This window comes from Paenibacillus taichungensis (assembly GCF_013359905.1).
Lineage (GTDB): Bacteria > Bacillota > Bacilli > Paenibacillales > Paenibacillaceae > Paenibacillus > Paenibacillus taichungensis.
Genome location: NZ_JABMCC010000121.1, coordinates 61,486 through 78,195 on the forward strand (window position 1 = coordinate 61,486; position 16,710 = coordinate 78,195).

A 16,710-nucleotide genomic window follows, 5' to 3' on the forward strand; every position below is an offset into this window, starting at 1 on the left:
ATAAGTACTTCTAAATATCCACTACATACCGAGGAGGAGCGAGCAGAATGATTGAAACCAAAAAGGGATTTCTGGGACCTGAGCATGTAGATCTGTTAAATGGCGTTTTTCAAACGTCACAGGAAGTTGGAGAAAAGTATTTGTTATCACTGGACATTGATCGTTTTCTGGCACCGTGTTTTGAGGCCCATGGGTTACCGGCGAAAAAGGAACGATACGCGGGTTGGGAGGCACGCTCGATTAGCGGGCATTCCCTTGGACACTATCTGTCTGCCCTGGCTGTGACCTATCAGGCGACAGGTAATGAAACGTTAAAGCAAACGCTGGATTATGCCGTCAGTGAGCTTGCATCTATTCAGCTGACAACGTGCAGCGGGTATGTCGGAGGCTTATCCGAAGAAGCTTTCCGCATTGCATTTCGGGCAGAACACATTGGTGGTTTTAACATCGGTGAATATTGGGTTCCATGGTACAGTGTGCACAAGATCTATCGCGGACTAATTGATGCATACAAATTAACGGGCAACCGGCAGGCCCTTGACGTGGTAACGCGGTTTGCAGATTGGGCGGTAGAAGGTCTGAGCCCGATGACCGAGGAACAGATGCAGATCATGCTTCAATGTGAACACGGTGGCATGAATGAAGTGTTTGCCCATTTGTATGGAATCACCGGGAAGTCTGTATACCTTGAGATAGCCAACAAATTCACACATCAATTAATCCTCGAACCGTTGGAGCACAAGCAGGACGATCTTCAGGGCAAACATGCGAATACGCAGATTCCGAAAGTCATCGGTGCAGCTGAAATATACAATCAGGATCATAATCACGAGAGCTACCGGACAGCGGCGGAGTTTTTCTGGGACACTACGATTCATCATCGGTCTTATGTATTTGGTGCTACGAGCATTTCGGAGCATTATGAAGCGAAAGGCATGGAGAGTCTCGGCATCAAAACCGGAGAGAGCTGCTGTACCCACAACATGATGCATCTGACGAAGCAGCTCTACACATGGAATCCCGACAGTGCCTACATGGACTATTATGAAAATGCGATCTACAACCATATCCTGGGCACACAGGACCCGGACACAGGCAACAAAACGTATTTTGCATCAACACTGCAAGGCCACTACAAAATCTACGGTACTCACGATACTGCCTGGTGGTGCTGCACAGGATCTGGCATGGAGAACCCGGGCAAATACGCCGAGGCAATCTACTTCGAGGATGAGCAGGATCTGTGCGTAAATCTATATATCGCTTCCCAATTGGACTGGAAATCCCAAGGCATATCACTGAAGCTCGAAACCGACTTTCCTTATTCGGAAAAGGTAACCCTTACGATCACCGAAGGCAGCGCCTCGGCCAATCTTAGACTACGTGTGCCCTCATGGCTGCAGGAGCCCATGACGGCAACAGTCAACGGGGATACGGCCCATTCGTACACCCGGATGGAACCCGGATACCTCAACATCGAGCGCACATGGACCGCTGGTGATGTCATCACCATCACGCTGCCGATGTCGCTCCACCAATACACATCCCGGGATGATGCACACAAGGTGGCATTCCTGTACGGCCCGATTGTACTGGCAGGGGCTCTGGGAAGCGAAGGGCTGCCCGAGGATACCATCGTGGACGAAACGGCACTGAATCCCAAAACGGCACCTGTACCTGTGATCTGGACAGAGCAGGAGGATGTACGCGAGTGGATCAAGGCCGTAGACGCAAGTACGTTGACGTTTGAGATCAGCAAGGATGTCACATCAGACGGTAACCCGGTGAAACTGATTCCGTTCTATGATGTGCATCATGAGTTCTATACAATCTATTGGCCGTTTAACGATGAAGGGGATGCACTGGAGAAGGAATTGAATGATATCACCATCGACAGGGTGCAGCCTGACGGTCAGCAGGATGAGATTGGACATCATCTGGATAGCAATTGCCGCGCAGAACATCATAACGGTTCATATACAGACAGCCGCAACAAGCTGCATATGTGGCGGGAAGCATTTGGTGTCAGCGGAGCTTACTTCAGCTACCAGCTGGCGGTGGATGGTTCTGTGCCGAACTATGTATGCGTGGCATACTGGGGCGGGGATCATTCTCCTTTTGAACGGGAAGGAACGATGCATGAAAGAATCTTTAGTATCGCCGTCGATGGACATGTGGTCGGTGAACAGCGAATTCATATGAACAAGATCGGTGAAGTATTCTACGTAACCTATCATGTCCCTGAGAAGCTTACGTCAGGCAAAGACAACGTTCGAGTTGCATTCCAGGCGTTTGACGATAACGGATGTGCCGGGAAAGTGGTGGAGGTGCGTACAACGCGAAGTAAACCGGAATCCATCTTTTCGTAAAATAAAATGAGCACACACATCATCATCACTCCGGCGCTGGCGTCGGGGTGTTTTTTTTGATTTTTATCGTATCGAATAAGCCCTATATAAAAAATGACACGCACAGCAAATTTCCACGTATTACCTGATAACATTTCTTTTTCCGCCACCGATTGTTCAAGGGTATCAGGCTCATTTTCCAAAGGTTACAAAATCTTATCCACGTTGTCCCTCTAAAGATGAAATGGGATAAGCCCAAGCCACGTATATTATGAATATCCATATTAATCCACCCGAATGCGGCAACATCATGTACAATGAAATAAAGCTCCAATGGTAAATATCGACATAAAGCTCCAACACATAGCGCGAAAGGAGGTCTGATGATTTACATGATAAAGTACATAAAACTGCTGGGGCTGATCTTCGGCGTTGTGGTCATGAATGTTCTATTGTTCTCACCCGGATTCATCGGACTGGAGTTTGGCGGGGGAGCATTTACAACAGCGCTCTCGGTGACATTTCTGTTCGGTAGCGTGATGGCTCTCTTCTATGGAAGCTACACTTTATTGTTCAGACAGCCGGTAGTCTTGCCTGTGAAGAATATCGAAACCCATGAAGACTATGTGGAAGCGTTATCCTTTTATCGACGAATTAAAGTACTTGAGGAAGATATCACACTGGGATTATCTCAACTAAGCCGCATGAAGAAAAAGAAAGAAACCCTCCTGAACGTGCTGAATCAGCGATTTGATCCGGGAGAACTGAGTTACAAGAAATTTGCTTCGGTCACCCTCGAAGTGGAGAAGCTGTTATACCTCAACATCCGAAGTGTACTTAACCGACTCAATGTGTTCGATGAAGCGGAGTACGCCAGCCTGATGAAGTCCAAATCCGCAACACTTCCCCAGAAGCTTTTTCAAGAAAAGACCAAAGTATATAACGACTATCTAAGCTATGTGAAAAACTCGCTTCATACCAATGAGGAAATTCTTTTGAAGCTTGACCAATTGATGCTGGAAATCTCCCGCCTGGACAGCTTTGAAGCAGGAGATATTGAACAAATGCCATGTATGCAAGAAATTGACCAATTAATCAAGCACACCAAATTATACAGACAGTGAGGGGTTGTACGTATGGCTAAGAAGGGAAAGTTTTTTTTCATATCGATCGTGATGCTGGTACTCGTGTTTGGCCTCGTATATGCAGGGATTACGCTGACGTCGAACGTTGGTAAATCCAGCACACAGGTAACGACAGAGAATGCAGGCAAAGAGTTAGGCAAGCTGTATGCGGACATTGCGCCGGCAACGGCTGAACCCGTGAAGGGACAGATTGATCTCGACCCGGTGGATGTGGCTGAATCACTGCCGGACATCTCCAAATTTCCGATCACGGTCGAGAATACAACGAATGATTATGTAGAGATCTTTTCTTCCATCGAGAAGGCGGGAACCGGAGCGGATGGCTGGTTAACCGAAGTAACCGAAGAGTTCAACAAGGCTAACATTACCGTTGGCGGCAAACAGGTTTCGGTAAAATTACGCAATATCGCATCCGGTACGGCGGCTGATTATATTAAGTCTGGTAAATATGTGCCTGATGCGTTTACCCCTTCGAATGAGTTATGGGGCGAGATGGTAGCTGCAAGCGGAGTAAAGACAGACCTGGTATCCAAAAGACTGGTGGGGAACGTTCCTGGTATCGTCATCTCGAAAGCCAAATATGATGCGCTGGTCGACACGTACGGATCGGTTAATGTAAAAACCGTGACCGAAGCGATTGCCAACAATGAGCTCGCGATGGGGTACACCGATCCATTTGCCAGTTCCACGGGCCTAAACTTTCTCGTGACGGCACTCAACACATACGACAGCTCCAATCCGCTTGGTGAGAAAGCGATTGAGGGTTTTGAGAAGTTCCAAGCGAACGTACCGTTTACGGCGTCCACAACCATTCAGATGCGTGAGGCAGCCAAGTCAGGCCGACTGGACGCATTTGTACTGGAGTACCAGACTTACGTAAACACCGCAGATCTGAAAAGTGGATACGTCTTTACCCCTTTTGGCGTAAGACATGACAGCCCGCTGTATGCACTGGGGCAACTGCCGCAGAACAAGCAAGAGATTATTAAGAAGTATGCAGAATTCGTAACCCAAGCGAAGTATCAGCAATCGGCTGAGGAATTCGGCTTCAACGGCTTGCAGGACTACAAGTCTGAATTGAACACAGTGGATGGTGGCACCTTGTTGTCCGCTCAGAAAGTGTGGAAAGAGAAAAAGAACGGCAGTAAACCGATTGCCGCCGTATTTGTAACCGACGTATCCGGCAGTATGGACGGCGAACCGCTGAACCGACTCAAGGAATCATTGCGCAAAGGCCAGAAGTTCCTTGGCACAGATAACAGCATCGGCCTCGTCTCCTACTCTAGTGGAGTAACGGTGAATCTGCCAATTGCCAAGTATGATACGAATCAGCAGTCGATGTTTGTTGGTACGGTGGATAGCCTGCAAGCGGGTGGCGGTACGGCAACCTTTGATGGGATCGTCGTGGCGATGAAGATGCTTGAAGATTATATGGCTACCAATCCAAATGTGAAACCACTGATCTTTGTCCTAAGTGATGGAGAGACCAATGAGGGTCATACACTGAAGGATATTCGTGATCTGGTTGAGACGTACAAAGTGCCAATCTACACGATCGGTTATAACGCGGACATCAAAGCTTTGGAGAGTATCTCCAGCATTAACGAAGCAGCTAGCATTAACGCCGATACAGACGATGTGGTGTACAAAATCGGTAACCTGTTCAACGTGCAGATGTAGCACGGGGACTGCACTCGAAGTGACCTAATGTAAGGTTCATTATTCCATTTTATATAGCACGTAATTGAAGGGGGAACTTGGATGTCGTTTTCGATGGAGATACCTAGCCAGAAGGAAATTCAGAAGGTAATAGAGGAGGAAATAAAGCCCGTACCTGCCGAGGTGGCGGAACTGCAGCAAGTCGCAAATGCCAATGTGGAGATGATCATGACACTCGATCTCGAATCGTTGGAGAAACGTAAGGAGATTCTGCAATCCATTGACGGCTTTGGCATGAACACGATGAGATCTTCTTCTGAGAAAAACGCGTTGCTTCAAGTCTCCGTTGGACATCTGTCCAAGACGGGAGACGAGGGCGGTCAGGTCGCCAAAGGCTTGACCGAGCTGCATATGCAACTGAAGGATCTCGACCCTAGCGTGGTCGACTTTGCCAAGACCGGATTCCTCGGTAAATTGTTTAATCCGCTGCGGGCCTATTTCCTGAAATACCAGAAGGCCGACGCGGTTATCGCCGATATCGTGACTTCGCTGGATAAAGGCAGAGCGACCCTGAGAAACGATAATACAACACTGGAGATTGAACAGCAAAATCTGCGGGAACTCACCAAACGACTGCAAAAGGAAATTCAGCTTGGCGTGCTGATGGATGAGTCAATTGACGCACAGATCGAAGCCGCCAAAGTACGTAATGAGGACCCGGAGAAAGTCCGTTTTATCACGGAAGAAGTGCTGTTCCCACTTCGTCAGCGGGTCATGGATTTACAGCAAATGCTGGTGGTGAACCAACAGGGCATCATGGCAATTGAAGTTGTCATCCGCAACAACAAGGAATTGATCCGCGGTGTGGATCGCGCCAAAAATGTAACGATCTCGGCATTGAAAATTGCCGTCACCGTCGCGAGTGCACTTTACAATCAGAAGATTGTATTGCAGAAGATTGAACTGCTTAACCGGACGACCAACGACCTGATCGCAGGTACGTCCAAAATGCTGAAAGATCAGGGCATTGCCATCCAGAAGCAAGCTTATGAGGCCAGCATTTCCGTTGATACGATGAAGCAGGCCTTCACAGATGTGCTTTCCGCGCTCGACTCCATCAGTCTCTATAAGCAGGAGGCCTTGCCACGGATGCGGGAGACGATTAATCAGTTCCGTGAACTGGCGGATACCGGAGAGCAACAGATTCAGCGGTTGGAGAAAGGGCAGAAGCTGGGGCTGTAGTTTGAAAGGCAGTGAGAAGAACACAAGGAAGTTACATGCATGACCTCAAAAAATGGTTGAACTCAGATAAGATCTGGTTCAACCGTTTTTTTGCTTTCCTGCTGATTAGGTCAAATCACGTTGAACATGGAGGACGTAGGGGATCAGCAGAAGAAGCAGAGCCAGTGAAGCTATCAGAGCAAGTAGCAGGCTTCCTTGGGTTAATAACAGTGCTCCCAGAGCTGCACCGATCACAAAAATAACCCAGGACAGGGCGAGTACTGCCCATTCGGAAGCAGGAGCCTTACTCCGAACGGCTTTGGCCAGTGCCTGTCCAATACCGAATAATGTGCCTGTTACAAATCCTTTGCCCACATCAGCATGAGCAACCATCTGGTGCATAGTGTTTTGCATACCCATGGCAACGACAATCGGGAAAAGCACGCTCTGGGTATGGAGGAACAGCAAGAATGCAATAGCACCGGCAAACAGCAGGGATTCAAAGCCCAAGATGCCCGCCAGGCGCCATTTTCCCGCTCGATCTGTGATTAACGTACCGATAAAGGCGCCTACAACGAATAAAAAGATGACTAGACCTATATTCGTTAATACAGCAAAGTCTCCTTCAAATAGCGCGATACCAAGCTTGGTACTGTTACCACTCATGAAAGACAGATATATTTTCCCCAGCTGCAGATATCCGACCGCATCAATGAAACCGGAGATCAGCACAAGCACACATGACAGTAGAAGCCGGGAAAGACCCGGCTCCAGTCGTTCTACGGTATGCCCCACATGTTTGCGATCACTGGTCGAATCGGAAGCAGAAGCCATGATGTCCAACCCCTTTTCCATGATAATGGATTGGTTCCGTGAAATAAGACAGAAGGATTTAATAACTCAGCCCTATGTTCAATAGGTACCGGGTAGTTGAACTATGACTTCGATTTATTCGGGTCAGGTGCGATAAAAAGAGTATCATTCGGAAGCTGTTCGGCTTCCTCTTTGGACATTTCCAGATTTGTGGACAGGACATCATCAGGGTTTCCTGCGAGCCACTCGCTCAGATCAATAGCTTCATAATGTCCGCTGTTGAACCCGATTAACACACGGCAGACCTCATCTCCCGTATTTTTGATATAGTGACCTGCACCCATTGGCGCATAACCCACATCACCTGCTTCGAATTGCTCTGTCACGGCATGACCTTCTGCCAGAAATACGGTCATTTCGGCAGTGCCGCTAATGTAGTACTGCCATTCGTCGGCGTTTGGATGCCAATGCATCTCTCGTAATGCGCCTGGTTGCAGCTCGATCAATGATCCGGCCATCGTGGTGGAGATGGGGAAATCTTCGACAGTAACCGTACGCTGTGTTCCGCCGCCTGGCGCACGTCTGGGCTGCTTGGCATGTAGCGGGTATCGGTGGGGAGTCGTCAGCTCTGAATTGCGGCGATAGGTTCCAGAAGAGGAACTGTCATTAGGGACAGGCCCTTTGACGAAGTAGGCTTCGCCTTGAGGCAATTTCGCTGCTCGCTCCGGGGTAATCCCAAGATTCTGGGCAACAATGTTGTTTGGTGTATGAGACAGGAAATCGGTAATGCTGAACGTGTGATCTTCCGAGAAATCACCATTATCAAATATCAGAATAAAATGGCATTCGTCCGGTCCCAATCCCTGAATGGAGTGTCCGTAACCACGTGGGAAATACCACACATCTCCTGGCTCAAATGTATCGGTGTACGCATGTCCGTCCGGATGAATGACAGTGGTGCGACAGGAGCCGCTGATCACATAAGCCCATTCCGCCGCATTGGCATGCCAGTGCAATTCACGCATGCCTCCCGGTTCCAGGCGCATGGATACGCCAGCTATTCCAATGGACGCAGGAAAATCCCGAACGGAAGCACCGCGGGTAATACCGCCCGGGCCTGTACGGGGTTCTTTTTGTTCAAGTCGATATTTGAAAGATGTCATCATGATTCCTCCTCATATTATATTAGGTACACATGTAAATAGTTAAATATGGCGTTCATACCTTTTACCCATATTTTGAGAAACTATTCAATTGATTCCTGATTAATATGAGGAAAAAGAGAGACTTTCATTCAAAACTTATGCTGGTTTGTCTGTACGTGTTGTACTTAGGGCGACTTATACGAGGTATGGTACACGACATTACCAGGTTTGAAATTAATGATTTTAAATAACTCATCTGCCATATAAGCCGGAGTATGTTTGAATTCTTGTCGAATCCATTCAATAATCATGCCGAATATCGCATGGGATTGATAACTTGCCAGCAGCTCGCGATTGATGTGGGACGGAAATATTTCGTTGAGGTCCTGAAGGGCAAGGTCACGCAGAACATCGCAAATCATTTGCTGAAAATTGGATGATGCCTCCGATTTCACAACAAGGGTGTAGAATTGCGCATGCTGATGCACATGTTCGAATATTTTGATTGCCGAAGAGGGCATATGACTTACTTCAAATATTTCTTTATCCAGATAAGGTTCACGATAGGAGAAGACCAGATCCTTAATGATGTCATCGATGATCTCATTGAACAGGTCTTCTTTGTATTGATAGTGCCTGTAAAAGGTGCCCCGATTCAGATCCGCCAGCTGTACGATATCGGTAATGGATATTTCTTTGAACGGCTGCTTTTGCATCAATTGGATGAGGGCATCCTTTAGTGCCGCTTTGGATTTCTTAATTCTTCGATCCATGGAACTCGGAAGTTCGGTCATATGCAGTACTCCTCGTAAACAGGTATTTTAAGATAAAGTACATTTGGAATTAGAAGTGTTGATTAACGTACAATTGGACAAGCTTTTACTGATTGAACAGGAATGCTATGACTTATTATACTAATGATAAGAGTTAATGAACATTTGTTTGTTAACTTATTGTAAACGAATACATGGAGGTTGATACAATTATGAGACTTCAAGATAAAGTAGCTGTAGTAACAGGTGCGGGTTCTGGCATGGGCAAAGCAATTGCAACACTTTACGCGCAAGAAGGTGCTAAGGTGGTTGTATCGGATATCAATGAAGCTTCAGCGAAGGCAGTTGCTGAGGATATCAAGGCAAATGGTGGAGAAGCGACGTTTGTGGTTGCGAATGTGGCGAAGGAAGAGGATATTCAGAACCTGCTCGATACGACGGTTAACACCTATGGAACCGTGGACATTCTGGTCAATAATGCAGGCATTATGGACGGCATGGAGCCAGTTGCTGATGTTCTGGATGACAAGTGGGAAAGAGTATTTGCAATCAACACGACCAGTGTCATGCGTGCAACACGCAAAGTGTTGCCAATCTTCCTGGAGAAACAAAAAGGAGTCATTGTGAATATCGCCTCAGCAGGTGGGTTAAACGGTGGACGAGCAGGTGCAGCCTATACGGCTTCCAAACATGCAGTGGTAGGATTAACGAAAAACACTGGCTTCATGTATGCCGAACAAGGCATTCGTTGTAATGCCATTGCTCCAGGCGGGGTGGCAACCAACATCAGTTCGTCCATGGACGGGATAAGCCCATTTGGTGCAGGGCGACAACAGCTGGGCATGGCGATCAATCCACGTGTGGGGACGAGTGAAGAAATTGCACAGGTGGCGCTGTTCCTTGGTTCCGATGAATCCAGCTTCGTGAACGGAACAGTTGTAACGGCAGATGCAGGATGGAGCTCTTACTAATCCATCGTTTATAACTGAAATATGGAAAGAAGCTCATACCAATGTATGGGCTTCTTTTTGCATGTCCACAACAGGCGTGAATGTGGAACATTAGGGCAGTAGGACAAACGTTTGCACAAACATGTCTACGCATTCCCGGATAACGTAAATAGGGACGAATCCCGAACAATCAAGCGGTGCGGAATAATAACAGGATTCTGAGGCAGGTGTTCACCGTTTAGAATTTTTAACAATACCTGAACCGCAGTATAGCCCAGTTGATAAGTTCCGATATCAATCGAACTAAGCGGCGGCGAAGCAAGTTCCGACAAGGCAATGTTGTTAAAGCTCACAACACTTATATCTTCAGGAACGTTGTATCCCAGCTCGGCCAGAGCGCGAAGCACGCCAAACGCAACATTGTCGTCGATGACAACGAGAGCGGTAGGCCTGTCGGGTAGCGACATGAACAGGGACATCGACCGGAAGCCGCTTTCCTGCAGGAATTCTCCCTCCACGATCCAGTCATTGTTAGCATCAAGACCCGCTTCTTCAAGCGCATTTTTGTATCCAAGCAGGCGATCATGAGACAACGTCAAATCTGGTGGTCCGCTAACAAATCCGACTCGTTTATGCCCTTGGGCAATCAGATGTGTGGTTGCATCGAAAGCTGTCTGTACATTGTTGTTGTCCACCATCGGAGCATCAGGATGCGTTTCGCTGCGGCCGATCAGTACAAAAGGAAACTTTTCCGCCTCCAAAAATGAAATAATCGGGTCTTCCCGTTTGGAGCCAAGCAGCAAAATGCCATCCACGCGCCGCCCATGTACCAGGCGAGATATGGCATTCAATTCATCGCTGGAAGACGTTTCGGTGGAGAGAAGAAGTTCATAATTCATACGGGTGGCATGGGTAATGATTCCCCGAAGCAATTCTCCGAAAAAGTAGTTCTGAAACAGCTCTTCAGCAGGTCGGGGCAGCATGATACCCAGGGTTTGAGTCGTTTTGGAAACAAGGCTTTTGGCCATCATATTTGGATGATAATTCATTTCTTTCATGATTTTCTTCACTTTGAGTGATGTTTCCGAACTGATTCTGGGATGGTTGGAAATAACCCGTGAGACCGTAGAAGGGGATACACCCGCCAATTTGGCAATATCTTTGATTGTAATCATGTGAAAAATCCCTTCTGTACAAGCATTTCAACATGTCTCCTATGTTAATTCAAAGACTTCGATAAATCAATTGCTAACTACTTCATGGTAAAGAGGGGAAACGAAAAATAAAGGAAGATGGTGGGAGATCAAGCAAATAGGAAATTACAGAAAGAAACACCACAAAAGTGACGGAAAATGAACGAAAATGACTTGTGCAAACGTTTGTACAAATAAAGTTTCCTGTTGTATGATGTTATTGTTATTATAGCGCTTACATGACTTAAATCAACATACTTCCTAGAATATTCATCCCGATTACATAAGGATTGGACCAGTCTGAGGTTAATATGAGCAAACGTTTGTATTACTTTCAAACGGAACCACGACGAACTTCGGAGTACAGGAACAGTACACAGAAAAACGGGTGAAAAGCGCGAGTACAGCATCGATCAAGACTACGAAAAGGGGGAAATTCAATGAGAAAATGGCAGCAAGCAGCACTTGCAGGTTTCATGGCACTTGCACTTACCGCATGTTCAAGCGGAGGTGGAGGCGCTGCGCCAACCACAACAGACAGCGGTGAGACTGGGGAAACCATGGTGACCGCGGAAAATATTCAGCCAGAAGAGGGCGCGAGCCTTGTCATATGGGAGGATAAAAATCAGCGCAGCTTTATCGAGGAGCGTGCGAAGAAATTTGAAGAGGAGTACGGCGTTACTGTAAAGATCGAGGAATTGCCACCGACCGATCAAGTGACCAAGCTCACTACGGACGGACCCGCAGGATTGGCTGCGGATGTAGTCGTTTTCCCGCATGACAAGATTGGTAGCGCTTCAGAAGCAGGACTGATCTTGCCGAACGATATTTTTGAGCAACAGACCACACAATCTACCAGTGACAATGCGGTTAAAGCCGTAACTTTCAAAGACATCTTATACGGATATCCCTACAGCGTAGAGACCTATGCGTTGTTTTATAACAAAAAGCTTTATCCCGAAGCACCGAAATCATTTGATGACATTATCAGCTTTGCCAAAACCTTTAATGACACCAAAAACAACAAATACACCTTGATGTGGGAGCTTCAGCAGTTTTATTACAACTTTGCTTATCTGGCTTCTCAGGGCGGATATATCTTTGGCGATGAAGGCATGAACAGCGAGGATATTGGTCTTAACAATGAGGGAGCCATCAAGGGCGGTCAGTTCTTGCAAACGCTGAAATCGGAAGTACTGCCTGTGAAGATGGGTGATGTGAACTATGACATCAAGAAAGGTCTCTTCTCAAGCGGGAAACTGGCCATGGATATTAACGGACCTTGGTCCATCGCCGATTATCGCAATGCTGGCATTGACTTCGGTGTGGCTCCACTCCCGGCAATTGAAGGCAAACCGATGACCTCCTTCTCTGGAGTCAAGGCATATTACGTCAATGCATTTACAACCTATCCGAATGCTGCCAAGCTGTTTGCGGCCTATCTCTCCAGTGCCGAATCCCAGATGGTCAACTTTGAGATGAACGGAACTCTCCCGGCCAATAAAGACGTGGCGGCAGATCCGAGGATTCAAGGAGATGAAATCACGAAGGCATTCCTTGAGCAATTCAACAACTCCACCCCAATGCCTTCGCTTCCTGCCATGGATAGCGTGTGGGGTCCCATCAGCGCGGCGATTACCGACATATGGGATGGAGGCAAGGATGTAAAAACCTCTCTGGATAACGCAGTCAAACAAGTCAAGGAGAGCCTTGCAACCACCCAATAAAATAAAAAATGAGCAGGTGCAGAGGAAGCTAACATGTCCTCTGCACTCTGCTATAACTGATCGGTAACTTCGCTTGCCGGGAAGGAGTAGGAATGAATGAAACAACAGCATGTTCCAGTCACTGTTAAGCCGAATCGAGAAAGACAGCATCGTATGACAGCGGCTGTGTTGTCCGTTGTCCTGCAAGGACTTGGACAGTTGTATAACCGTCAATGGATCAAGGGAATTTGTTTTCTGATCCTAGAGGGAGTGGGACTCGCATATCTGATACCCCGTTTGAATCATGCTGTATGGGGGGTATGGACGCTGGGCGAGCAGACGCAGCGTTTCGTCAAGGTCAATGGATCAACGGTGCTGCAGCAGGGCGACCACTCCATCTTTTTGCTGCTCAACGGAATCATAGTACTTTTGGTATTTTTCGTTTTTCTTCTTCTGTATATATTCAATATCCGGGATGCGTACATCACGGGAAAATTAAGAGAGGAAGGCAAGCAGGCCACCAGAGCTTCTGCTTCCCTGAGATATCTGCTCGATAAACAATTCCCGTATCTTTTCTTATCCATCCCTGCGCTCGGCATCCTGTTTTTCACCATTATGCCGATTTTGTTTACGATTACCCTGGCCTTCACCAATTACTCGGCACCGGATCATATTCCGCCTGCCAAGCTGGTGGACTGGGTCGGCTTCAAGACATTCACGGATCTGGTCCAGCTTAAATCGTGGAGCCATACCTTCTTTGGCGTATTAACGTGGACCGTAATCTGGGCCATCCTGGCAACGGTCACTACGTATTTCGGCGGGGTGCTGGTTGCACTTCTCATCGAGCAGAAAGGTATTCGTTTCAAAAAGGTATGGCGGACGATATTCATTCTTCCTTATGCCATTCCACAGATTATCTCACTGCTTCTGATGCGTAACCTGTTCAACGGACAGTTTGGTCCGATTAATACGTATATGAAGGCTTTTGGCCTTGAGGGGTTGCCATGGTTAACCGATCCATTCTGGGCAAAAGTTACAGTCGTCATTGTAAACATGTGGATTGGAATTCCAGTCAGCATGGTTCTCATACTGGGCGTGCTGACGGCGATTCCACGGGATTTGTATGAAGCGGCTGAGGTAGACGGTGCGTCCGGCTTTCAGAAGTTCCGCATCATTACGCTTCCTTTTATCATGTTCGCTACGACACCGGTGCTCATTATGCAATTTGCTGGGAATTTCAACAACTTCAACGTCATCTTCCTGCTGACGAACGGTAATCCGCTGCGTGGTGATTATCAATATGCGGGATCAACCGATCTTCTCGTGACCTGGTTGTATAAATTAACGTTGGATAACAACAAGTTCAATATGGCTTCGGCGGTAGGCATCATTATTTTCCTGATTATTGCGTCGTTCTCCATCTGGAATTTCCGTCGTTCCAAATCGTTCAAGGAGGAGGACATGATTCAATGAAAAAGCGCAATAATCCCATGCGTCTGGCGATCAGTTATGTGCTGCTGGTCATCATTGCCATCGTATCGGTGTATCCCGTCTTGTGGATATTTCTCTCGTCCCTGCGTCCAGGGGCAGCGCTCTACAGCGAACGTCTGTGGCCTGAAGCGTTCACGCTGGCCCATTACGGGGAATTGTTTACCAACCCGTCGTTCATGTATGGCACATGGTATCTGAACACGTTGAAGATCGCCTTTTTCACGATGATTTTCTCCACGCTTATGGTTACTTTGGGCATGTATGCCTTGTCCCGTTTCCGTTTTCGCGGTCGTAAGACCATTCTATCCACGATGTTGATTCTGGGGATGTTTCCCAGCTTCATGAGCATGATTGCCATTTATATTATTTTGCTTCAGATCAAATTGCTGGACACCCATGCCGCGTTGATTCTGGTTTATTCGTCCGGAGCCGTGTTGGGTGGATTTATTGTCAAAGGGTTCTTTGATACCATCCCGCGCAGTTTGGATGAAGCAGCACGAATTGATGGTGCCAGTCATCTGCGTGTGTTCACCAGTATCATTCTGCCGTTGTCCCGGCCGATGCTGACCTATGTAGCCTTAACCAGCTTCACTGGTGCGTGGATGGACTTTATTTTTGCCCGACTGGTACTTCGGACAAAAGAGAACTGGACACTTGCAGTTGGCATGTGGGATCTGGTTAGCCGTTATCAGGACAGTAACTTTACGATGTTTGCTGCCGGGGCGGTACTGATCGCCATTCCAATTACGTTATTGTTTGTATTCCTGCAACGCTTCCTGGTGCAGGGGCTGACCTCTGGCGCTTCCAAAGGATAAAAGGTTAAGAGGATAAACACCCAAATGGCATAGACAGCCTGTAGAACATATTCAGGCCACCAATCAGGCGCTTCTGAGAGGTTCCATTCATCGCTGGAACTGCTCCGGAAGCGCCTGCCTGCTGTTTGAGATCCGAATGAACAAGAGGAGGAAAAGATCGATGGGAACGCTACAGTCCCCAGAACCGGAATTGGGACCGAACGGGGCTCTTGCGGCTGCGGAAAGTCAGAAAATGGCCAACAGGGCGCTTTGGCGCAATGTTGCTTATCGCAGAATTTTGTGTGGCTATGGCATCTCGGTATTTGGTGATTGTTTCAACGGCATTGCCATCAGTCTGTGGGTATTGCAGACAACGGGAAGTGCGAAGAGTATGGCAGCTGTGCAAGTATGTAATATGGTCGTCAGTTTTCTGTTCGGATCATTCGCGGGTACGTTTGCCGACAGACTGGATCGCAGAACATTGATGTTGTCGTCAGATTTGTTTCGTGGGGCTATGGCGTTTATCATCGCGGTGAGTCTGTTTGTGCTGCATGCTCCTTTTCCAATCGTACTGCTCATGCTTTCCCTTTCGATGTTCTCCAGCCTGTTTCAGGCGCCTGCATTTCATGCTTCGGTAACCAGTCTGGTGGGGAGGGAGCATCTGCAGCAAGCTACAGGAACCATTCATCTTGTCGATAATATTGCACGTATAAGTGGACTGGCAGCAGCGGGGATTGCGGTTTCTGCATTTGGAGGGTTTACGGCTATTATGATTACGGGTGTGACCTTTCTGCTATCTGCGATATGTGTAATGTTGGCCGGGCGTTTTCCGGATGTACAACGCTCTTCGATGCATAGAGGATCGTTTGTAAAGGAGTGGGGTGGTTCATTTTCCTACATCTTTGCACATCCACTGATTCGCTCCATCGTTATTCTTAATCCGCTGCTGATTCTTTTCTTCATGTCAGCCATCATGCTTGTTCAGGTCATGGCCGTCAAAGTATGGCAGGCGAATCCAGTCCAGTTCGGACTGATTGAGACATGTATTCCACTGGGGTACATGCTGGGTTCCGGGATTCTGATTGCCTCAGGCAATCGGCTGAAACGAAGGGGGAGATGGGTGTTCATCGGTCTGCTGGTTCTCGGCCCACTGTATATGCTGTTAGCCAATGTATCTTCTCCTTTGGTGGCCTTGCCGCTGATCATTGCTGGGGGAGCCATGTTTGCGTGCTGTACGATGTTAACCCAGATCATGATGCGTGCCGAGGTTCCCGATGAGCTGCAGGGGAGAATCTACGGGGTGCTTGGAACCATAACAAGTACAGCCCCAATCCTGGGATTAACGGTGGTTTCCGTTTTGGCTGATCAGTGGGGTGCCCAAACCGTGCTGGAGAGTCTGGGATCATTGCTGCTGGTGGTAGGGATTATTGCAGCAGCAGGATTAAAATCCATTCGGACCTATCGATAGTTAA

13 protein-coding genes are annotated in these 16,710 nt (G+C 47.7%); 9 read left to right on the forward strand and 4 right to left on the reverse strand.

Features of this window, described 5'->3' with window-relative positions; genetic code table 11:
• Positions 1-47 precede the first annotated feature (47 nt).
• From HP548_RS28005 to HP548_RS28020, 4 genes are all read left to right on the forward strand, one after another.
• Complete coding sequence (locus HP548_RS28005) at positions 48-2,369, forward strand: glycoside hydrolase family 127 protein (RefSeq protein WP_175383475.1); 2,322 nt, start codon at positions 48-50, stop codon at positions 2,367-2,369.
• A 371-nt stretch (positions 2,370-2,740) separates the two neighbouring features.
• On the forward strand, positions 2,741-3,472 hold the full coding sequence (locus HP548_RS28010; protein WP_063566066.1) for a hypothetical protein: 732 nt from the start codon (positions 2,741-2,743) through the stop codon (positions 3,470-3,472).
• Positions 3,473-3,484: 12 nt separating this feature from the next.
• The gene (locus tag HP548_RS28015) at positions 3,485-5,173 is read left to right on the forward strand and encodes a vWA domain-containing protein (RefSeq protein ID WP_076290389.1); all 1,689 of its coding nucleotides are present in this window, start codon (positions 3,485-3,487) and stop codon (positions 5,171-5,173) included.
• Between the two features lie 81 nt (positions 5,174-5,254).
• Entirely contained in the window at positions 5,255-6,394 is a 1,140-nt protein-coding gene (locus tag HP548_RS28020) for a toxic anion resistance protein (protein ID WP_063566020.1), read from the forward strand.
• A gap of 105 nt (positions 6,395-6,499) precedes the next feature.
• Here the strand turns inward: HP548_RS28020 and HP548_RS28025 are convergent, their stop codons facing one another.
• From HP548_RS28025 to HP548_RS28035, 3 genes are all read right to left on the reverse strand, one after another.
• On the reverse strand, positions 6,500-7,207 hold the full coding sequence (locus HP548_RS28025) for a YoaK family protein (RefSeq protein WP_175383476.1): 708 nt from the start codon (positions 7,205-7,207) through the stop codon (positions 6,500-6,502).
• A gap of 101 nt (positions 7,208-7,308) precedes the next feature.
• Entirely contained in the window at positions 7,309-8,349 is a 1,041-nt protein-coding gene (locus tag HP548_RS28030; protein ID WP_063566019.1) for a cupin domain-containing protein, read from the reverse strand.
• A 167-nt stretch (positions 8,350-8,516) separates the two neighbouring features.
• A complete protein-coding gene (locus HP548_RS28035; protein WP_076290386.1) occupies positions 8,517-9,125 on the reverse strand; it encodes a TetR/AcrR family transcriptional regulator in 609 nt (202 codons plus the stop codon).
• Positions 9,126-9,316: 191 nt separating this feature from the next.
• Between HP548_RS28035 and HP548_RS28040 the strand changes: the two genes are divergently transcribed.
• Positions 9,317-10,075, forward strand: coding sequence for an SDR family oxidoreductase (locus tag HP548_RS28040; RefSeq protein WP_175383477.1), 759 nt, complete (start codon positions 9,317-9,319; stop codon positions 10,073-10,075).
• Positions 10,076-10,200: 125 nt separating this feature from the next.
• Here the strand turns inward: HP548_RS28040 and HP548_RS28045 are convergent, their stop codons facing one another.
• Entirely contained in the window at positions 10,201-11,229 is a 1,029-nt protein-coding gene (locus HP548_RS28045; protein WP_175383478.1) for a LacI family DNA-binding transcriptional regulator, read from the reverse strand.
• A gap of 458 nt (positions 11,230-11,687) precedes the next feature.
• Here HP548_RS28045 and HP548_RS28050 point away from each other — a divergent pair, with 458 nt between their 5' ends.
• From HP548_RS28050 to HP548_RS28065, 4 genes are all read left to right on the forward strand, one after another.
• Positions 11,688-12,974 carry a sugar ABC transporter substrate-binding protein gene (locus HP548_RS28050; RefSeq protein WP_175383479.1) on the forward strand — a complete coding sequence of 429 codons (1,287 nt, stop codon included), beginning with the start codon at positions 11,688-11,690 and terminating at the stop codon, positions 12,972-12,974.
• Between the two features lie 96 nt (positions 12,975-13,070).
• A complete protein-coding gene (locus tag HP548_RS28055; RefSeq protein WP_076290383.1) occupies positions 13,071-14,426 on the forward strand; it encodes a carbohydrate ABC transporter permease in 1,356 nt (451 codons plus the stop codon).
• Positions 14,423-15,259 carry a sugar ABC transporter permease gene (locus HP548_RS28060; RefSeq protein ID WP_076290382.1) on the forward strand — a complete coding sequence of 279 codons (837 nt, stop codon included), beginning with the start codon at positions 14,423-14,425 and terminating at the stop codon, positions 15,257-15,259. Before HP548_RS28055 ends, HP548_RS28060 begins: the two co-directional genes overlap by 4 nt.
• Before the next feature lie 160 nt (positions 15,260-15,419).
• Positions 15,420-16,706 carry an MFS transporter gene (locus HP548_RS28065; RefSeq protein ID WP_175383480.1) on the forward strand — a complete coding sequence of 429 codons (1,287 nt, stop codon included), beginning with the start codon at positions 15,420-15,422 and terminating at the stop codon, positions 16,704-16,706.
• Positions 16,707-16,710: the final 4 nt, after the last annotated feature.

Coding starts and splice junctions, on each gene's coding strand:
- HP548_RS28050 (WP_175383479.1), top strand. CDS start 11,688: ATGAGAAAATGGCAGCAAGCAGCACTTGCAGGTTTCATGGCACTTGCA.
- HP548_RS28055 (WP_076290383.1), top strand. CDS start 13,071: ATGAAACAACAGCATGTTCCAGTCACTGTTAAGCCGAATCGAGAAAGA.
- HP548_RS28060 (WP_076290382.1), top strand. CDS start 14,423: ATGAAAAAGCGCAATAATCCCATGCGTCTGGCGATCAGTTATGTGCTG.
- HP548_RS28025 (WP_175383476.1), bottom strand. CDS start 7,207: ATGGCTTCTGCTTCCGATTCGACCAGTGATCGCAAACATGTGGGGCAT.
- HP548_RS28035 (WP_076290386.1), bottom strand. CDS start 9,125: ATGACCGAACTTCCGAGTTCCATGGATCGAAGAATTAAGAAATCCAAA.
- HP548_RS28015 (WP_076290389.1), top strand. CDS start 3,485: ATGGCTAAGAAGGGAAAGTTTTTTTTCATATCGATCGTGATGCTGGTA.
- HP548_RS28005 (WP_175383475.1), top strand. CDS start 48: ATGATTGAAACCAAAAAGGGATTTCTGGGACCTGAGCATGTAGATCTG.
- HP548_RS28065 (WP_175383480.1), top strand. CDS start 15,420: ATGGGAACGCTACAGTCCCCAGAACCGGAATTGGGACCGAACGGGGCT.
- HP548_RS28020 (WP_063566020.1), top strand. CDS start 5,255: ATGTCGTTTTCGATGGAGATACCTAGCCAGAAGGAAATTCAGAAGGTA.
- HP548_RS28030 (WP_063566019.1), bottom strand. CDS start 8,349: ATGACATCTTTCAAATATCGACTTGAACAAAAAGAACCCCGTACAGGC.
- HP548_RS28045 (WP_175383478.1), bottom strand. CDS start 11,229: ATGATTACAATCAAAGATATTGCCAAATTGGCGGGTGTATCCCCTTCT.
- HP548_RS28040 (WP_175383477.1), top strand. CDS start 9,317: ATGAGACTTCAAGATAAAGTAGCTGTAGTAACAGGTGCGGGTTCTGGC.
- HP548_RS28010 (WP_063566066.1), top strand. CDS start 2,741: ATGATAAAGTACATAAAACTGCTGGGGCTGATCTTCGGCGTTGTGGTC.